Source organism: Trichocoleus sp. FACHB-90 (genome assembly GCF_014695505.1).
Lineage (GTDB): Bacteria > Cyanobacteriota > Cyanobacteriia > Cyanobacteriales > FACHB-T130 > Funiculus > Funiculus sociatus.
Genome location: NZ_JACJOK010000111.1, coordinates 1 through 13,348, shown reverse-complemented (window position 1 = coordinate 13,348; position 13,348 = coordinate 1). Strand labels below are relative to the sequence as shown.

Sequence of the window (13,348 nt, the reverse complement as noted above, 5' to 3'; positions counted from 1 at the left end):
ATACCGTGCTGGTCGGTTTCTCAATGGGAACAGGTGAAGTCACACGTTATCTTGGCAAATACGGCTCAGAGCGGGTGCAGAAAGCCGTGCTGATGGCTCCCGTGCCACCGTTTTTGTTAAAGACAGATGACAATCCAGAGGGTGTTGATCAAAGCGTTTTCGATGGCATTATGAAAGCGATTGTTGAAGACCGTCCAGCCTACTTTTCTACATTCTTCCAGGGCTTCTTCAATGTAGATGTGTTGCTGGGCGATCGCATCAGCAATGAGGCAATTCAAGCTAGCTGGAATGTGGCAGTAGGGGCTTCTGCAAAAGGGACTTTGGATTGTGTACCGTCCTGGCTCACCGATTTCCGCGATGATTTGCCCCGCATTGATGTACCGACTCTGATCATTCATGGAGATAGCGATCGCATTTTGCCGCTTGAATCCACTGCAGCAAGACTCCCAAAGCTGATTAAAAACAGTCAACTGGTTGTCATTCCTGGCGGGCCGCACGCCATCAACTGGACTCACGCTGATCAGATCAATCCCCTGTTGCTGGACTTTCTTCAGCAGGAATAATCAGTGATCTGCTGCATTTCTGGCTTGCGAAAAAACTCTGTGACTCACCCCGTTGAGTCAGGCTCAAATGATACACATATTTGTCTAGTTCTAAAGAGGCAATTCTATGACTGTCCCCACTCAAACGTCTCGAACCGTTGCCGGAGTAATTAACAGCGTTGAAACATTTGAAGGGGCCGGATTTCTTGTACGTCGGCCCTTTCCCAAAAGTAGCTTCTCTGAATTTGACCCGTTTCTCCTCCTCGACGAGTTGGGTCCGATTAATCTAAAGCCGGGTCAAGCAAAAGGTGCACCCGATCATCCGCACCGGGGCTTTGAAACCGTCAGCTATGTTTTGGATGGACGGCTAGAACACAAAGATTCTGCGGGGCACGCCGGGCTACTAAATCCGGGTGACGTCCAGTGGATGACAGCAGGTGCCGGGGTTGTGCATTCCGAGATGCCGGAGTCAATGTTTACCCAAACTGGTGGACGGCTCCACGGCATTCAGCTATGGGTCAATCTGCCACAACGAGACAAAATGATGCCACCCCGCTATCAGGAAATTCCAGCGGCTCACATTCCGGTAGCTCAAACCGAAGATGGGTCTGTGACGGTGCGGGTGATTGCGGGAGAAGCGTTAGGGGCAAAAGCCGTAATTCAGACGCGCACGCCGATAACCTACCTCCACTTCACACTGCAACCAGGGGCAACGATGATCCAGCCTGTACCCAAAGAGTACAACGCCTTTGTCTATGTACTGGAGGGGTCTGGGTTATTTGGGACAGAGCCAGCGCCTGGTGATGATGGGCAGATGGTGCTCTTTGCTCAAGATGGAGAAGATGTAGTGATTTCCAACCCTGCTGATGCTCAACGTCCTCTAGATCTGCTGCTGATTGCAGGTGTACCCCTTAACGAACCAGTCGTGCGCTACGGTCCATTTGTCATGAACACTGAAGCTGAAATTATCCAGGCGATCAACGACTACCAGGCAGGAAGGATGGGACAGATTTATGTTTAACACATTTCAATATCGGATTAGTCAATATCACCGCTTGAGTGAGTTACGAATCAAACTACTGCATCTGCACAAGCTTTTACTAGATACTGAGCGTTTTACCTATGAGCAAGTTCGAGGGCACGTTTCTAGAGGTGAATTGCTACAACTGGTGATTAGTCATGAGCAGTTTGCCTGGTTGCATCGACTCTCAGCATTGATTGTCCAAATCGATGAGTTGCTTCATGCCGATGAATCTGTTACATCAGAGGCAATTGAAGCGATTGACAGTGACATTCGGACACTGCTCAGCCCCGATGAATCGGGCGATGAGTTTGCCATGAAGTATAACACGGCGCTTCAACGCCACCCCGATGTCGTGTTAGCTCATGCAGATGTCATGATGTTGCTGACCTCTGACAGTCTTTAACCTCCAAAATTCACAGGTTCTGAACTTGCTCTGATTGTGTAACTGCAAACCTCCTTGCTTTTCTCCAAAGCACCTATGAGGCAGCAGCCAACTTAGGACAGTGGGATCAAGTAGCCTTGGAGCGTTCCCCAACCGTGTACGGCTAACAAATTGCAAATTGCTGAAGCGGATGGACTAGCGACCTTGATACAAAGTTTGAGGCGATCTATTGCCACTTAGAGATACTGAATGGATAGTGGATAACCGGACACTATTTTTACAAACGGCAGTTATACAACGCGGTAAGCAAACAAGGAGCATCTCCAAAAATGGTTAAAGGTAGGTTAGAAGCATTCAGTGATGGGGTAATTGCTATTATTATCACCATTATGGTGCTGGAGTTAAAAATACCTCATGAGTCAGATTTAGCTGCACTACGTCAGTTGATTCCAACCTTTCTAAGCTATGTGTTGAGTTTCGTGCATATTGGTATCTATTGGAACAATCACCATCACCTGTTTCAGGCAGTCCGACAAGTGAATGGTTCAACTTTGTGGGCAAACCTACATTTGTTGTTCTGGTTATCATTAGTTCCCTTTGTCACCGCATGGATGGGTGAAAATCACTTTGCTGCGTTGCCTGTGGCGCTTTATGGTCTGGTTCTATTGTTGGCTGCGATCGCCTACTTCATTTTGACCCGCACACTTGTTTTTCACCACGGTCAAGATTCCACACTTGCAAACGCTCTTGGTCGGAATTTTAAAGGCAAGTTATCGGTATTGATTTATGCAGTTACAATTCCACTTGCTTTTGCAATCCCTTGGCTTGCATTTGCATTATATGTTCTGGTTGCAGTTCTGTGGCTCATTCCCGATCGTCGCATTGAAAAGGCGTTGAACTCATAAAGTTCCATGTTCGGAATGCTTGTTTGTGAAATTAGATGCATCGAGTGAGGCGGATGTCCGGGAATTGCTGCAGAAAGCGATCGCGACCTATGGCAGACTCGTTGGTGGAGTCACAGTGGGCTAAAAGGAAAAATCATCATGTTCAGAGTTTTAGCAACTACAGAAATGCAAGAGGAAATTTAAGTGACAAAAAAGGTGAATCGGCAATGGTATCTTGCTACGCGACCTGTAGGTTCAATCACAGAATCGAACTATGAATAGAAACAGCTCTTTGACGGTACGAATCAGGGCAAACTCATCATTAAGGTTTTAGAAGAGTAGGGACTAAGAAAACCATAAGAATCTGAAAGAAGTTAAGCATTGGAATCAATACAGTTGAGATAGAACGAACTAGGAGAATCTAACATGGTCAAAGAGCAAATTGTAGACAAACAAGCAAATGTACAGGCAACCCCCAACCTGACACCTGCTCAGGAAGCTTTACAAGCGGTCTGGGAAGAGCATATCGGGCACGAGTTTGGTACTCACAGCCCTGAAGATGCTCTCGCTACGATGGTTGAGGACACGTATGTGAATAACATTCCAGTGATGACTGGGGGAGCCGGAAAAGCAGCAGTGGGTGAGTTTTATTCCAAAGACTTCATTCCCCAGATTCCGCCAGACCTCGAGCTAGTTCCGATTTCGCGCACGATCGGGACGGATCAACTCGTCGATGAAATGGTGGCGAAGTTCACGCATACGATCCAGATGGACTGGATGATCCCTGGCGTTGCTCCGACTGGGAAACGGGTTGAAGTGCCAGTGGTCGGGATTATTCGGTTTCGTGATGGCAAGATAGCTCATGAGCACCTCTACTGGGATCAGGCGAGTGTCTTGGTTCAACTCGGCATGCTTGATCCGGTTACACTGCCCGTTGTAGGGGTTGACAGTGCACGCAAGGTACTTGATCCGAGCTTGCCCTCAAACGCACTGATCGATCGTGCAAGCGACCGCGACTAAAGGTTAGAACAAGCTTTCCATCAATGCTTAAACCTGCGATCGCAGGTCTAAATGTTTCTCAGCGATTGACTGGAATGACATTGAAACAGGTTTGCGAGGTTGTGTTTCTTTGCTCTGATGCTGCCAGCTACATCACTGGGCAACCCTTAGTGATCGATGGTGGATATACAGCAAGTTGATTGAAACAGTTCTATCTAGAACATGAAACTATAGCCCTCTACACACAAGGATATGGCGATGCGTAGACTCGTGAGTTCACCAAACGCCGTTGGCAACCTCACCTTTCAAAACACTGAAGTTCCTACTCCGAAGGCTAACGAGTGCTTGATTCGCGTCAAGGCATTTTCGATGAATCGGGGCGAACTCAAGCGATCGCAAAATGATCCACTGGGTACTCCAATTGGCTGGGATATCGTTGGCGTTGTTGAACAAACAGCACAGGACGGCAGTGGTCCACCCACAGGGACAAAAATTGTTGCCCTCTCTATCCGCTCGGAGGGCTGGGCAGAATATGTAGATTTCGACTCGCTTTCTGGCTATCATTCCCCAGGGCGTATCACATACCGATGCCGCCACACTGCCCGTCGCGGGGTTAACAGCACTGTATGCAGTGGAAAAGGGATCTCGTTTACTAGGAAGTCGGGTGCTGATCACAGGGGCAACAGGGGGAGTGGGACTCTTCGCCATGCAGTTTGCTCGGATGATGGGAGCCAGCGTCGTTGCCCAAATTCGTCAGTCAGCGCAAGAAGCATTTGTGCGAGATTACGGCGCAGATGAAGTGGTGGTGACCGAGACTGGGCAAGAAGCCGAGCAGTTCGCGCCTTATCGACTGATTGTCGATGGAGTAGGAGGTGAATTGGTCGGGAAGCTAACTGCGTTTTTGGCTCAAGGAGGCACCTGCGTTTGTTATGGCAGTAGCAGCGGCAACGAGATGAAGCTGTCCCTGGCAGACTTCTATTCCGAGAATGGAGGGCAGCGCACGCTTTACGGGTTCACACTGTACACCGAAGTAGAGATGGAAAGCGCTAGTTCTGGGCTGGCTCGTCTGCTGAGGTTAGTTGAGCAGGGGCGGCTCAAAACGCATATTGATCGAGCAGTTTCGTGGCGTGAAGCAGACGTAACGTCGGCTGATTTGATCGGGCGCAAATTTTCAGGTAAGGCTGTGCTGCATGTGGACTAATTGTTGTTCATCGGCTGAGTCATGTCAGCCACATAGGAATAGATTATCGCTGAGCTTTATTTACAAAGAATGAAACAATTTACCTTGTTTACTTTCCTGTATCTGGCGCTGGGAGTTTGTCTAACGGCGATCGCGCTTGGATACCCAAACCTGTCTTCGGGTCTTCAAACAAGCTTGTTCGTCAGTGCAGGAGCCTCCTACATTCTTGTCTCCTCAGTACCTTTCCATTTTGGCGTGAGACAGCGATTCGCTTCTATCGCAGGCGGAATTCAGCGGTAATTCTACCCTGGTTGGGGATTGGAGTGAACATTGTTGGGATGATCTGGGAGGTTCAGAGTCAGAACAGAACTGGACGATGGAAACCATTTTAGGAGCGTTTTCGCGGCTAATAGGTGTCTTACTGTTTGTAGAACTCATTGTGATTACATGGAAAGTGAATTCTGAACATTAGTGTCTAAATCGGGATTTGACAAATCATTGTAAGAATTTGGAAGAAGTTGAGTGTTGGAACTCATTACACTCAACTTGGAGTTGGCAAGCTGTCTAAGCAACGCGAGAGATCGTCAAATGTACTGCACCAAAGAACACCATGAATAAGCCAGAGTTTTTTGTCACCCCCGGTTATGGGGAATACATGCTGAATAACTTGCACTACTCGCAAGCGGTAAAAATCGACAATCGAGTGGAGATATCAGGTCAAGGTGGCTGGGATGACAATCTGCAAATTCCCGAACCGCTTGCGGATGAGATTGCCCAGGCATTTCGGAACGTAGAGCGAACCTTGGCAACTGCTGGTGCGGGTTGGGAGCATGTTGTCCATGTCAATTCTTACCATGTTGGCGGGTTTCCTCCAGAGGTTAACGACGTGATGGTCAAGTTATTTCGCCATTACATGCCCAACCACGCTCCAATCTGGACACAGGTAGGAGTCGCGGCGCTTGGACTACCCACGATGCGTATTGAAATTCGCGTGACTGCAATTGTTCCGTGAGTTTTGCAAGCGTCAATAACACAATTTATGCTGCTCGAAAACTGGTCTATTACTTAAAAGGAGAACTCAAACCTGTGAATTCACAAACAACTCAAAATCAACTCACCAGTCCTGCTGACGAGTCAGCAATCCGTGCTTTCCATCACCAGATGATTGATGCTTGGAATCGAGGCAGTGGTGAAGACTTCGCTGCTCGTTTAGCGAAACTGCCGATTTCATCGCGTTCGAGGGAACGCATCTCAAGGGTCGAAAAGCGATCGCTGCATTTAATCAGCAAGCTTTCGATACGGTTGTCAAAGAAACACACCTAGAGGGTGAGGTGAATTTCGTCCACTTCCTGAATCCTCAACTTGCTCTCATGAACGGAATTGTCAGGGTAATGCTGCCCGGACAACCCAAAACTTCACTGTCACGAGATTCGATGCAGCTATTCGTCGTGATGAAACGCGATCAAGATTGGCGGATTGAAGGGCTACTCAATGCCCGGAAGTTGACGCTAGAACGGCAATTCTTCTTGGACGAGTTTGACTCGCTGAGTGAAGAGGCTCAACGTCAAGTGACCGACCTCGTTGCAGGTCTCAAAGCGAGTGGAGTAATCACTCCGACGCAGATTGATGCGAAATAAAACCAATCTCCATCAGGAGGACAATCATGAAACCTCAACTCATTTTCGGAATACTAACGATCGCAACAGGATTGCTCGGAGGTTCATTCACTCATCCCGCGATAGCGAAGCGCTGCTGCGTCAGCGGAGCGGCTCTGAAAGAGCTAGCGCAGATCGCACACAGCATTCCTCCACAACAAACCTCCCCCATTCTGATCGCCACTGCCTACACTGATTTAACCTTACCTACCTTACGCCAAGGCGATCGCGGCAAAAACGTGCAATTGTTACAGCGCATCCTTCAAGACAATGGCTTTTTAGGAGCCGCAGGTGTGAGGTTAGGCAATCCAAGAGGGGCGATCGTCGATGGCATCTTTGGTGCGATCACAGTGTCTGCGGTACGCGATCTCCAGGGACGATACAGAATCCCAGTTACAGGGCGAGTCAATCCAACCACCTGGGAAGTCCTGGATATGCACGAAAACCCCTATCGATCCCCGCTTCCCTGGAAACAACAGAACATTACACAACCATAAGCCACAGAAGATTTCTAATGAACCGAAAGATTCTTTCAACCAAAATCACAACTACAACCACAATCGCAATCACAATTCTGTTCGGCGTACTCCTACTGTTCAATTTTCCATCCCTGGCTCAAGTCAGTTCACAAGTGATTCCCAGAATCGAAGCGATCGAAGGTTCTGAAGGGATTCCACCCAGCTACCGTTTAATCATTAGCCGATCTCAGGACAATGTTTATGTCTTCTGTCCCACTAACTTCGAGCCAGAGTTGAACTATCTGCGAAATGTGAAGGCGATTCAATGTAAGCCGTTTACCAGTCCTTAGAAGTAAACCAGTACGGAGTACCGGACAACTCTACACTTTTAAAGTGGTGAACAAAATGAATGGATAGTGGATAACCGGACAACCATTTTTGCAAACGGCAGTTATACAACGCGGGAAGCAAACAAGGAGCATGTCTAAAAATGGTTAAAGGTAGGTTAGAGGCATTCAGTGATGGGGTAATCGCTATTATTATCACCATTATGGTACTGGAATTAAAAATACCTCATGAGTCAGATTTAGCTGCACTACGTCAGTTGATTCCAACCTTTCTAAGCTATGTGTTGAGTTTCGTGCATGTTGGTATTTACTGGAACAATCACCATCATCTGTTTCAGGCAGTCCGAAAAGTGAATGGTTCAACTTTATGGGCAAACCTACATTTGTTGTTCTGGTTATCATTATTTCCCTTTGTCACCGCATGGATGGGTGAAAATCACTTTGCTGCGTTGCCTGTGGCGCTTTATGGTGTGGTTCTATTGTTGGCTGCGATCGCCTACTTCACTCTGACCCGCACACTTGTTTTTCACCACGGTCAAGATTCCACACTTGCAAACGCTCTTGGTCGGAATTTTAAAGGCAAGTTATCGGTATTGATTTATGCAGTTACAATTCCACTTGCTTTTGCAATCCCTTGGCTTGCATGTGCATTATACGTTCTGGTTGCAGTTCTGTGGCTCATTCCCGATCGTCGTATTGAAAAGGCGTTGAACTCATAAAGTTCCATGTTCGGAATGCTTGTTTGTGAAATTAGATGCATCGAGTGAGGCGGATGTCCGGGAATTGCTGCAGAAAGCGATCGCGACCTATGGCAGACTCGATTATGCCTTTAACAATGCTGGCATTGATCTTGCCGTTAAACCACTGCATGAACAATCGATCGAGGATTTTGACAAGATTATGTCGATCAATGCGCGAGGAGTATTTCTGTGCATGAAATATGAAATTCAACAGATGCTCACCCAGGGCGCAGGCGCGATCGTGAACAATTCGTCCACCAATGGTCTTGTTGCGCTGCCAGGAATCTCTCCCTACGTTGCCAGCAAACACGCGGTGATGGGGCTGACACGCACCGCCGCACTTGACTATGCCAAACAGGGCATTCGGATTAATGCTGTTAATCCCGGTCCCATTGCGACTGATCTAATGGCTCGTAGCGCTGACCAGATAGGCATAACGTTCGATGATCTTGGGTCTATGGTTCCTATCGGTCGGATCGGTCAGGCAACAGAAATTGCTCAAGCGGTTGTGTTTTTTTGCTCTGATGCTGCCAGCTACATTACTGGGCAACCCTTAGCGATCGATGGTGGATATACAGCAGGCTAAATCGCGATCTTGGCAGATATCTTTTTGCGATCGCAGTTCCGAATAGGTGGTTTCTAAGCAATTTGCTGGAATGACCTTGAAACAGGTTCACTATCGCTGAAAGGAGCACCATCAGAATCTGAAAGAAACTGAGTGTTGGAAGTCATCACACTCAAGTAAATGCAATTGGTTTCATAACAAGAGGTAAAAATCATGATACTTGAAAATAAGGTGGCTTTAGGACAGGTACTTTTTGCCGGAGGATCGGGCTTCGTGGGGCGCACTGCCGTCAGGTGGTTCCGCGAGAGGCACCCCAGCGTTCGAGTGCTCGTCGGAGGACGGAATCTGCAATCGGCAGGTGAAGTCGCCCAGGAGGTGGGCGCTGCCGAAGCTGTTGCTATATATCTCGATAAGCCCCGCTTGGGTCTCGGTGATGATGTCACAGTCGCTGCTGTGGTCATGTTGGCTCCCGAAGCCGGACTCAAAGGAGTGAGCTACGCGCAGGACTTGGGCATCCCTTACCTGAACATCAACGCTGCCCTCACTGAAATCGGACCTGAGTTGGCGATGTTCGCGCATCGTGCGACCGCAGCACCCGTCGTGCTCGCCAGTCACTGGATGGCTGGTGCGGCTGTGTTTCTGGCACTCAACAGTGTCAAAAGCTTCGAGGTCATCCACTCCATCCGGATCGGAGCAATCCTCGACGAGAATGATCCAGCAGGTCCAGCGTCGCTCGAAGATATGGAGCGGGTACACGGGGCTGCTCCCCCCGCAATGGTATTCGAGGGTGGGCGGCGCGTATGGCTGTCCGGCGACGCAGCAAAGGGCAAGATCGAATCAATTGACGGTCGCTCACTTGATGCCACCGCATTTTCCACGTTCGATATCGCTAGCCTCCATGCTGCCACTGGGGCACCGAATGTACGTTTTGACCTAGTGACTGACGAATCATCCAGTCGCCATCGGGGCAGTGAGGCAGCGACCGAGATCGTCGTCGAGATTGAGGGCGAAGCCGATGGTCGAACGCAGCGTTCACGATCGATGCTGGAGTTCAAGCGTGGCGCAGCCTCACTAACGGGTCTGAGCGTCGTTCTTTCTCTCGTGTCGGTATTGGGACTGAATGACCGCGCTCCTGCCCGCCCTGGGCTTTACCTACCCGAACTGCTCTCGGATACCGAATGGTTTCTGAATGAACTTCGCAGTGCGGGAGCGACTATCTACGAAGACTCTAAGTCAGCTCTACAGTTTTAAGGCGGTGGAAAAATGGGTAGTGGTATAGAAGTAGTGATAAATCCACTTTCACCCCCTACCGTACAAGGCTTTGAGCATTGAATATCACTACATATTTACCACTACCGAAAAATGATTAATGCAAAGATTTTGCGCCTCGCATTACTGAACAGGAACCCTTCGGCGAGCTTCCAAGTATGAATCTTTCTCGGAGGTTGTGAGTGGTGTCAATCAGTGGATCGAAAATACAACGACACAGGCGATCAATGTTGAAACTGTCGTTTTACCCGATCGGATAGGAGGCACAAGTGATGATGTCCACGGAGTGACAGTCAGTAATGGTTTCCACCCAGTGATGATCGGTCAGGGCATTACAATCAATTGCTTTCAATGTGGGCGTTTCTGGTACAGAGAATACGCTTCACCGGAGAAGAAATAATGAAACGATTTACCCTGTTTACTTTCCTGTACCTCGCGCTCGGAGTTTGCCTGACAGCGATCGCACTTGGATACCCAAACCTGCCTTCGGGTCTTCAAAGAAGCTTGTTCAGCAGTGCAGGAGCCTCCTACATTGTTTGTCTCCTCAGTACCTTTCCATTTTGGCGCGAGACGACGATCCGCTTCTATCGCAGACGGAATTCAGCGGTAATTCTACCCTGGTTAGTGATTGGATTCAATATTGTTTGGATGCTCTGGGAGGTTCAGAGTCAGAACTGGGCAACGGAAGCCATTTTAGGAGCGTTTTCGCGGCTAATAGGTGTCTTACTGTTTGCAGAAATCATTGTGATTACATGGCAAGTGAATTCTGAACATTAGGGTCTAAATTGGATGATGCCGAAACAAACTCGTTTCAGCAACGCGAGATAGAGTAAATATATAGTGAGCGGGCGAAGGAGCTTGCGCTGGAGTTCGCGAGCCACAACACAGAGATGGAGGTACTCAGACGGAGCGAAGTGTGTGTTCTTGAGCCATCGACCGTTTGAAAAATAGGGTTAATGTCAGTAGACCGAAAACTTCTGCGATTGCCTACGGCTTGACTCGAAGCTGATCGCTCTGTGATGGGAACTCTCTCATCTTCTACCGCTTGTATTTCTTTTCCTAACTGACAGTTGGCGGACTTCCCGAGGGAAGTCCACTGAGTCTAATTCCTCTCTCTTTGCACCAGGCTCGATTGGAGCGGGTTCGATAAATTTTATCCACCCCTGAAAGGGTAACTCAAAGTTTCCCGGTGGGGGTTGAGGAAAAGGGCAAAGCAAGTTTTTTTTATAAGGGGTTGCATCCTGCGAGTGCGAATTGCAAACCACTTAATTAGTGCCTTTTTTCCTGAAGAATACCACACTTGACTATAAGTTCCAGCTTAACTCAAGGAACTTACGTAGTCTAAATGGAATGTCTGTTGAAGAATGAGAACAACTAGGTAAATGTCGAGTCAGCGCCTTCGCTCGCATTGAACCCAACCCATTACATTCATTCAAAAGGTGAAACCATGAAACTTTACTATCGCGGTGTTATAGCAGTTGCCGTGGCAACGATAGGCTACTATTTTTGTGTCAATCAATTACTAGATTTGAGTAATCCAGAGGTTAAAAATCCTCTTCTCAATAACATCATAATTTTTGTCTTTTATTTCTGGATTTGTTTGATCTGTGGACTCGCTGTGTATTTGTACGAACGCTTACAACGCAATGAGTTTGAATCGAAACGGCAATTACAGGTGTTTTTACATGGCGTTTCTCACGATTTGCGTAACCCCGTGACAGGCACATTGATGGTGCTGAATAATTTACTGCAAAATCCAGATGCAACAATTGCTATACCCCGCTCGATTTTAGAACGGATGGTGCAAGGGAGCGATCACCAACTCCAACTGATTAACTCCTTACTCGAAGCTCATGCGAGTGATGTGCAAGGCATTGTCCTCCACACTGAACCCATTCAACTCAGTGAGTTGGTCAGTTCATCAGTGGCTGACTTAGAACCAATCCTGGAACAAAATCAAGCCACGCTGAAGAATTTAGTGCCTGAAGATTTACCGTTGGTGGCTGCTGATTTAACTCAACTATGGCGCGTTTTTAGTAATCTAATTACAAATGCAATTAAACATAATCCGCCTGGGTTGATGATAACGCTGAATGCTACAGCCGGAGCAAAAATGATTTGCTGTAGTATTGAGGATAACGGCGTAGGGATGTCGAAAGAACAATGTGAGCGCCTATTTGAACTGTACTTTCGTTCTTCCCATATGCAAAACTCTTTAGGTTTAGGATTGGGATTGTACTTGTGCCGTCAAATTATCCATGCTCATGGTGGTGAAATTGGAGTCATTAGCTCTCTTGGTGCGGGGACAAAATTTTGGTTCACGATCCCAATTAAGGGTTCTATAGCTACGAATACGACCCCTCAAAGCTCGAAAGCCAGAACAGAAGACAGCCCTTTAAGCAAGTTCATGGCTCTAGTCCCGCCTATAATTTGATTTACCGTGGGGTTCCCTATCGTATCGAGCCGAATACAAAGTAGAGTAAAGTTCCTGTACAACCAGTAGCGGCGTTGCATAATGGAGGGATGAATTGAGGAAAATGGTAATACAATGCCCAGAGTGCAAGTCTACGCATATCCGGAAAAATGGCAAGCGAAGAGGTAAACAGAATCACATTTGTGTGGATTGCGCTGGTCAATTCATCGTTGACTATACCCCTCGTCAAGGGTACAGCGATGAAGTTAAACGGGAATGCCTAAAAATGTCGGTTAATGGTATGGGATTCCGAGCCATTGAGCGAGTTAAAGGTGTACATCACACAACCATAATTTACTGGCTTAAAACTTGTTGGGCAACTCCTTCCTGATGCCTATCAACCAGAGACTGTGCCTGAGGTAGGGGAACTCGATGAACTGAAACCTGGCGTGGGGTCTAAAAAAACAAAATCTGGCTGTGGACAGCCGTTGACCACTTCGGTCCAGGAATTTTAGGTTGGGTCTTAGGTGACCAGAGCGCTGAAGCCTTTGCGCCATTGTGGGCAATTGTCAGCTGGTGGCAATGCTATTTTTAGATCACTGATGGTTGGTCAGTCTACCCAGGTTTTATTGCCGATGGCGATCAAATTGTTAGCAAGACCTACATGACGCGAGTCGAGAGTGAGAATACACGACTACGGCATTATCTGGCGCGATTGCATCGCTTGACCTTGTGTTACTCCAAATCTAAGGAAATGCTCAGATATGCGATTCATTTCAGGACTTACGCAACTGGCTCACGCGAGCGCCATTCAATAGTACGGATGTATTATTTACAGCGAACCGCCAAAGAGGCTCTTACTCAAATTAGTAATAGTAATTGATAGCGTG

17 protein-coding genes and 4 pseudogenes are annotated in these 13,348 nt (G+C 47.8%); 20 read left to right on the top strand and 1 reads right to left on the bottom strand.

The window, feature by feature from the left end; translation table 11 throughout:
• From H6F74_RS29090 to H6F74_RS29015, 18 genes and pseudogenes are all read left to right on the top strand, one after another.
• Nucleotides 1-563: alpha/beta hydrolase (locus tag H6F74_RS29090; RefSeq protein ID WP_190445592.1), on the top strand; the 563-nt coding region annotated here is incomplete at its 5' end.
• A gap of 106 nt (nucleotides 564-669) precedes the next feature.
• Nucleotides 670-1,563 (top strand): pirin family protein, encoded by an 894-nt coding sequence (locus tag H6F74_RS29085; RefSeq protein WP_190445590.1) that lies wholly within the window; start codon nucleotides 670-672, stop codon nucleotides 1,561-1,563.
• Nucleotides 1,556-1,969, top strand: coding sequence for a hypothetical protein (locus H6F74_RS29080; protein ID WP_190445588.1), 414 nt, complete (start codon nucleotides 1,556-1,558; stop codon nucleotides 1,967-1,969). The genes H6F74_RS29085 and H6F74_RS29080 overlap by 8 nt, the downstream gene beginning before the upstream one ends.
• A gap of 44 nt (nucleotides 1,970-2,013) precedes the next feature.
• Nucleotides 2,014-2,115 (top strand): annotated as a pseudogene (locus tag H6F74_RS30330) (DUF5996 family protein); the annotation flags it as partial.
• A 162-nt stretch (nucleotides 2,116-2,277) separates the two neighbouring features.
• Complete coding sequence (locus H6F74_RS29075; protein WP_190445587.1) at nucleotides 2,278-2,853, top strand: TMEM175 family protein; 576 nt, start codon at nucleotides 2,278-2,280, stop codon at nucleotides 2,851-2,853.
• 405 nt (nucleotides 2,854-3,258) lie between these two features.
• The gene (locus H6F74_RS29070; RefSeq protein WP_190445586.1) at nucleotides 3,259-3,852 is read left to right on the top strand and encodes an ester cyclase; all 594 of its coding nucleotides are present in this window, start codon (nucleotides 3,259-3,261) and stop codon (nucleotides 3,850-3,852) included.
• Between the two features lie 98 nt (nucleotides 3,853-3,950).
• Nucleotides 3,951-4,031, top strand: a pseudogene (locus tag H6F74_RS29065) (SDR family oxidoreductase); the annotation flags it as partial.
• A 431-nt stretch (nucleotides 4,032-4,462) separates the two neighbouring features.
• Entirely contained in the window at nucleotides 4,463-5,032 is a 570-nt protein-coding gene (locus H6F74_RS29060; RefSeq protein ID WP_190445584.1) for a zinc-binding dehydrogenase, read from the top strand.
• Between the two features lie 69 nt (nucleotides 5,033-5,101).
• Nucleotides 5,102-5,311, top strand: a complete 210-nt coding sequence (locus H6F74_RS29595) for a hypothetical protein (protein ID WP_199301727.1) — start codon at nucleotides 5,102-5,104, stop codon at nucleotides 5,309-5,311.
• Nucleotides 5,312-5,621: 310 nt separating this feature from the next.
• The gene (locus tag H6F74_RS29050) at nucleotides 5,622-6,023 is read left to right on the top strand and encodes a RidA family protein (protein ID WP_190445582.1); all 402 of its coding nucleotides are present in this window, start codon (nucleotides 5,622-5,624) and stop codon (nucleotides 6,021-6,023) included.
• Nucleotides 6,020-6,334, top strand: coding sequence for a hypothetical protein (locus tag H6F74_RS29590; RefSeq protein ID WP_199301726.1), 315 nt, complete (start codon nucleotides 6,020-6,022; stop codon nucleotides 6,332-6,334). The genes H6F74_RS29050 and H6F74_RS29590 overlap by 4 nt, the downstream gene beginning before the upstream one ends.
• Nucleotides 6,241-6,648 (top strand): SgcJ/EcaC family oxidoreductase, encoded by a 408-nt coding sequence (locus H6F74_RS29045; protein WP_347269570.1) that lies wholly within the window; start codon nucleotides 6,241-6,243, stop codon nucleotides 6,646-6,648. The genes H6F74_RS29590 and H6F74_RS29045 overlap by 94 nt, the downstream gene beginning before the upstream one ends.
• A 26-nt stretch (nucleotides 6,649-6,674) precedes the next feature.
• On the top strand, nucleotides 6,675-7,163 hold the full coding sequence (locus H6F74_RS29040; protein WP_190445581.1) for a peptidoglycan-binding domain-containing protein: 489 nt from the start codon (nucleotides 6,675-6,677) through the stop codon (nucleotides 7,161-7,163).
• Nucleotides 7,164-7,180: 17 nt separating this feature from the next.
• Nucleotides 7,181-7,474: a hypothetical protein gene (locus H6F74_RS29035; RefSeq protein ID WP_190445579.1), complete on the top strand. Its 294-nt coding sequence runs from the start codon at nucleotides 7,181-7,183 to the stop codon at nucleotides 7,472-7,474.
• Nucleotides 7,475-7,614: 140 nt separating this feature from the next.
• The gene (locus H6F74_RS29030; RefSeq protein ID WP_190445578.1) at nucleotides 7,615-8,190 is read left to right on the top strand and encodes a TMEM175 family protein; all 576 of its coding nucleotides are present in this window, start codon (nucleotides 7,615-7,617) and stop codon (nucleotides 8,188-8,190) included.
• A 25-nt stretch (nucleotides 8,191-8,215) separates the two neighbouring features.
• Nucleotides 8,216-8,797 (top strand): SDR family oxidoreductase, encoded by a 582-nt coding sequence (locus H6F74_RS29025; protein WP_347269569.1) that lies wholly within the window; start codon nucleotides 8,216-8,218, stop codon nucleotides 8,795-8,797.
• A 192-nt stretch (nucleotides 8,798-8,989) separates the two neighbouring features.
• A complete protein-coding gene (locus H6F74_RS29020) occupies nucleotides 8,990-10,027 on the top strand; it encodes an NAD(P)-dependent oxidoreductase (RefSeq protein WP_190445577.1) in 1,038 nt (345 codons plus the stop codon).
• 417 nt (nucleotides 10,028-10,444) lie between these two features.
• On the top strand, nucleotides 10,445-10,822 hold the full coding sequence (locus tag H6F74_RS29015) for a hypothetical protein (RefSeq protein WP_190445576.1): 378 nt from the start codon (nucleotides 10,445-10,447) through the stop codon (nucleotides 10,820-10,822).
• A gap of 285 nt (nucleotides 10,823-11,107) precedes the next feature.
• On the opposite strand, the pseudogene H6F74_RS29010 reads toward H6F74_RS29015, so the two are convergent.
• A pseudogene (locus H6F74_RS29010) lies at nucleotides 11,108-11,206 on the bottom strand (transposase); the annotation flags it as partial.
• Nucleotides 11,207-11,492: 286 nt separating this feature from the next.
• Between H6F74_RS29010 and H6F74_RS29005 the strand changes: the two are divergent.
• Together H6F74_RS29005 and H6F74_RS29000 are read left to right on the top strand one after the other, a co-directional pair.
• Complete coding sequence (locus H6F74_RS29005) at nucleotides 11,493-12,479, top strand: HAMP domain-containing sensor histidine kinase (RefSeq protein WP_190445574.1); 987 nt, start codon at nucleotides 11,493-11,495, stop codon at nucleotides 12,477-12,479.
• Nucleotides 12,480-12,588: 109 nt separating this feature from the next.
• A pseudogene (locus tag H6F74_RS29000) lies at nucleotides 12,589-13,341 on the top strand (IS1 family transposase).
• Nucleotides 13,342-13,348: the final 7 nt, after the last annotated feature.

Bases quoted from the DNA above. Each gene is read 5' to 3' on its own strand.
- H6F74_RS29085 (WP_190445590.1), top strand. From the start codon at position 670: ATGACTGTCCCCACTCAAACGTCTCGAACCGTTGCCGGAGTAATTAAC.
- H6F74_RS29080 (WP_190445588.1), top strand. From the start codon at position 1,556: ATGTTTAACACATTTCAATATCGGATTAGTCAATATCACCGCTTGAGT.
- H6F74_RS29075 (WP_190445587.1), top strand. From the start codon at position 2,278: ATGGTTAAAGGTAGGTTAGAAGCATTCAGTGATGGGGTAATTGCTATT.
- H6F74_RS29070 (WP_190445586.1), top strand. From the start codon at position 3,259: ATGGTCAAAGAGCAAATTGTAGACAAACAAGCAAATGTACAGGCAACC.
- H6F74_RS29595 (WP_199301727.1), top strand. From the start codon at position 5,102: ATGAAACAATTTACCTTGTTTACTTTCCTGTATCTGGCGCTGGGAGTT.
- H6F74_RS29050 (WP_190445582.1), top strand. From the start codon at position 5,622: ATGAATAAGCCAGAGTTTTTTGTCACCCCCGGTTATGGGGAATACATG.
- H6F74_RS29040 (WP_190445581.1), top strand. From the start codon at position 6,675: ATGAAACCTCAACTCATTTTCGGAATACTAACGATCGCAACAGGATTG.
- H6F74_RS29035 (WP_190445579.1), top strand. From the start codon at position 7,181: ATGAACCGAAAGATTCTTTCAACCAAAATCACAACTACAACCACAATC.
- H6F74_RS29030 (WP_190445578.1), top strand. From the start codon at position 7,615: ATGGTTAAAGGTAGGTTAGAGGCATTCAGTGATGGGGTAATCGCTATT.
- H6F74_RS29020 (WP_190445577.1), top strand. From the start codon at position 8,990: ATGATACTTGAAAATAAGGTGGCTTTAGGACAGGTACTTTTTGCCGGA.
- H6F74_RS29015 (WP_190445576.1), top strand. From the start codon at position 10,445: ATGAAACGATTTACCCTGTTTACTTTCCTGTACCTCGCGCTCGGAGTT.
- H6F74_RS29005 (WP_190445574.1), top strand. From the start codon at position 11,493: ATGAAACTTTACTATCGCGGTGTTATAGCAGTTGCCGTGGCAACGATA.